Annotated in this window: 4 protein-coding genes; all 4 read left to right on the plus strand. The window is 30.4% G+C overall.

The genetic code is table 11. The annotated features are described in order from the left end of the window. Nucleotides 1–290, plus strand: a 290-nt coding sequence (locus tag AC1DJR_RS21320) for a S8 family serine peptidase (protein ID WP_477003447.1), incomplete at its 5' end; no start/stop codon positions are given. A 237-nt stretch (nt 291–527) separates the two neighbouring features. Further along, nucleotides 528–713: a mersacidin family lantibiotic gene (locus tag AC1DJR_RS21325; protein ID WP_377954712.1), complete on the plus strand. Its 186-nt coding sequence runs from the start codon at nt 528–530 to the stop codon at nt 711–713. Nucleotides 714–986: 273 nt separating this feature from the next. Further along, nucleotides 987–1,175: a mersacidin family lantibiotic gene (locus AC1DJR_RS21330; RefSeq protein ID WP_043938505.1), complete on the plus strand. Its 189-nt coding sequence runs from the start codon at nt 987–989 to the stop codon at nt 1,173–1,175. A 126-nt stretch (nt 1,176–1,301) separates the two neighbouring features. Next, nucleotides 1,302–3,706: type 2 lanthipeptide synthetase LanM (gene lanM, locus AC1DJR_RS21335; protein ID WP_477003448.1), on the plus strand; the 2,405-nt coding region annotated here is incomplete at its 3' end.

Below are 3,706 nucleotides of genomic sequence, written 5' to 3' on the forward strand. Positions count from 1 at the left end.
CATTAACTACTTATCCAACTAATTTACCACAACCTCCAATAAGCAAGGCTTTAAACCTACCAGAAGGTTATGTTTTGATGGCGGGAACTAGTGTTGCAGCACCAAAGGTATCTGGAGCAGTTGGAGTTCTTATCGCTGAACAACAAAAGAAAGGACGAAAGTCTTTAAAATTAGCTCAGTTAAAAAATATATTAAAAAAGAGTTCAACTGATTTAGGGGAACCTGGTAAAGACGATAAATATGGATATGGTCTAATAAATGTTAATAAGGCTTTAGAATTGATTAAATAAATAGTATATTTGGTTTGTAAGTAATCAAATATATGCATAAATAGGGTCTTTTTCGATGAATTTCGAAAAAGACCCTATTTAAATTTGAGCAATATTTTAATTTGTTTCATATAAATTAAAAAAAGTATGAAAAATATTTTATAAATAATAAAAAATATGCAAATTTGCGAACTATAAATAAAAGACTTTCTCATATAAAATACAATTTGTAGTCAACGTTAGAGGAGGAATTTTATTATGAATCGTAATCAAGTTATTGAAGAATTAGCAGTAAATCATCCAGCAGGTGCAAAATTAGTAGAAGTATCAAGAGAAGAGTTAACACGTGTTTATGGTGGTGGGGATGTTCAAGCTGAAACAACGCCTCTCCTTTATATTAATGGAATAACTATTGGTTTAGCTCTATCTAAGCAGAGTTGCTAATTTTAAAATGAAAATTGGTTTAAAGAACTACCTGTCTCCCATTTTTTAGAGGGCAGGTAGTTTTTTATTTTCTTAGGTTATTGAATTTGTGGTCCAAATAAAAAATCACTTATGTATAAGTTATATTTCAAATGTATATGAAAGAAAAGTATTCTAAAAATAATAAGATGATTTAACTAAATAATAAAAAATATGCAAATTTGCGAACTATAAATAAAAGACTTTGTGATATAAAATACAGTTTGTAGTTAACATTAAAGGAGGAATTCTATTATGAATCGTAATCAAGTTATCGAAGAATTATCAGTAAAACATCCAGCAGGTGCAAAATTAGTAGAAGTATCAAAAGAAGAGTTAACACGCATTTCTGGCGGTGGAGATGTTCAACCTGAAACTACTCCACTTTGTGCTTTTGGTGGCGGAGTAGCGCTTGGTCTTTCACTTTCAAAAGTATACTGCTAATAGTTGTAAATAAATATTAGAGTAGCAAAAACACCATAATGTAAATGTATATAATTTACATTATGGTGTTTTTTAAATACTAGGTTACTCAAAAAAAGATTATGTTGAAATGGAGACTTGAGAAAAGTGAAGCAAAATACAAACATAAAACCATTAATCTCGGCTAATTTGTATAAGTCTTTATCTATAAATGAAAGAATTCAACTAGCTAATAATATCGATACAATGCAACTAACTGAAGAAGAAATTCGAAATTATCGTAACAAATGGAAAGAAGCAACTTTATTGAATGATGATTCRATAAACAAGAGATTTCAGATGGAACAGTTAGATGAAAAACTCTTTATTAAAGCATTAAAGGCTTCTGAAAATGAAGAATGGTTACAACAGAATAAACTAGAACCACATCAAAATCCGTTATGGATGAATTGGATAGACGAAGCATTAACCCTTCATAGAGATGAAAAGTTACATGAGCCGGATCAATTACATATTAGTTTAGCTTTTCGTCCTTTTATACTCTGGGCAAAAAATAGATTTAATAAGTTTTATCAAGAGCATCCGTCCCTTTCTAAAAAAGTGGATTGGGATAAATTACAATTATCAATTTTAAACAATTTAATTGAGGGTCTAACTAATATAGGTGCTAGAACTATTACTTTAGAACTTTATATTGCAAAGCAATTAAAAGAACTAACCGGAGATACTCCTGAAGAGAGATTTGAATCTTTTGTAAGAGCTAAATTAATGGATCCTAATGCTCTCGAGTTTATATACAAAGAATACCCTGTTCTTTCCAGAACTTTAATAATACGTACAAATTATTATGTAAATGCAATAACTGAAGCATTAACTCGTTTTGAAGAAGATTGGGATCAAATTAATCAATCATTAAAATTAGATGCACTACCTCTTAAATCCATAGTTGTTGGACTGGGAGACTCTCATCAACAAGGGCGATCTGTAATGCGATTTAAGTTTGAAAAAAATACAGAGATATTATATAAGCCAAAGCCTTTAACTGTAGCAATTTATTTTCATGAGCTTTTAGATTGGATAAATAAAAAAGGATTTACACCAAAGCTAAAGGGATACAATATATTAAACCGTCAGGATTATGCCTGGGAGGAGTGTATTCTACACCAAGAATGTAAGACACACGAGCAAATTAAAAACTATTATAAACGTTTAGGTGGATATTTGTCTGTTTTACATGTTGTAAATGGTACTGATTTCCATCATGAAAATATAGTTGCAGATGGCGAATTTCCTACATTAATAGATTTAGAAACCATTTTCCATCACCCAACTAAATTAAATATTAAAGCTTCAGCTGACATGGAAGCAAGATATAAAATTGCAGACTCCGTTTTAGGTACTGCGTTACTTCCACATTTATATTTTAAAAATGCAGATGGTTATGGGATTGATATCAGTGGAGTAAGTGTAACAAATCAGGAAGAATTACCTATACCTTTACTTCGAATTGAAAATGAAGGTACAGATGAAATGCGATTTGTACGTAAAAAGGTAAAGGTAGAAATAAATAATAATAATGTTCCAAAGTTAAACGGAAAAGCAATAGGAGCTGCATCATATATAGACTGTATTATTGAAGGATATCAGCATGTAGCTCAAATTATACTGAATAATAAATCAGAACTTCTTAATGAAGAGGGCCCTATAGCTAAATTTAAAGATATTGAAATTAGGATTGTTGTAAGACCTACTCAATATTATGGGAATTTTCTTTTAGAAAAACATCATCCCGACTATATGAGGGATTGTGTGGAGCTTGAAAAATTATTAGATCGACTTTGGTTTACTGTATTAGATAAACGTCAAATTCCATTTGAGAGAAAAGACCTATTCAATGGGGATATTCCTATTTTCACAACAAAACCTGGAAGTAGAGATTTATTTGCAAGTTCTGGTGAGAGAATTGAAAATTATTTTGATCAACCTAGTTATGAAATATCTGTTGAACGGATAAAAAGCCTTACATTAGAGAGTATTAAAGAGCAGTCAAAGTGGATTGAAGCTTCGTTGTCTAGTAATATAAAAGAAAAAATTATTGTTAAAAAGGCAATATATCTAAAGGAAGAATTAAAGGGAATCAAAACAGATATATTTGTAGAAGAGGCAAAAAATATTGGATATAGATTAATGGAACAAGTTATTCATGGTTCTTATAATGATGCTACTTGGGTTGGACTGGGAATGAACTATCATAACCAATGGCAAGTTGCAGCTTTAGATAGTGGATTATACAATGGGTTAAGTGGTATTGCGTTGTTCTTAGGATATTTAGGAAAGATTTCGGGAGATAAAGATTTTAATAGGTTGGCAATGCAAACAATGGAATCAATTTTACAACAGCCTATACAAGAAAAATCATTTGCTAGTGCCTTTCATGGACAGGCTTCTCATTTATACACCCTTTCTCATTTTGATGCATTATATGGTGAAAATCCAAACTGGAAATTATATGTTCAAAATTCGTTGAATAATATGGATAAAAATGTAAAAGG

The sequence above is a fragment of the Bacillus sp. 05T31 genome (assembly GCF_056396725.1).

Excerpts from the sequence above, each read along its gene's own strand:
- AC1DJR_RS21325 (WP_377954712.1), top strand. The coding sequence starts at position 528 with ATGAATCGTAATCAAGTTATTGAAGAATTAGCAGTAAATCATCCAGCA.
- AC1DJR_RS21330 (WP_043938505.1), top strand. The coding sequence starts at position 987 with ATGAATCGTAATCAAGTTATCGAAGAATTATCAGTAAAACATCCAGCA.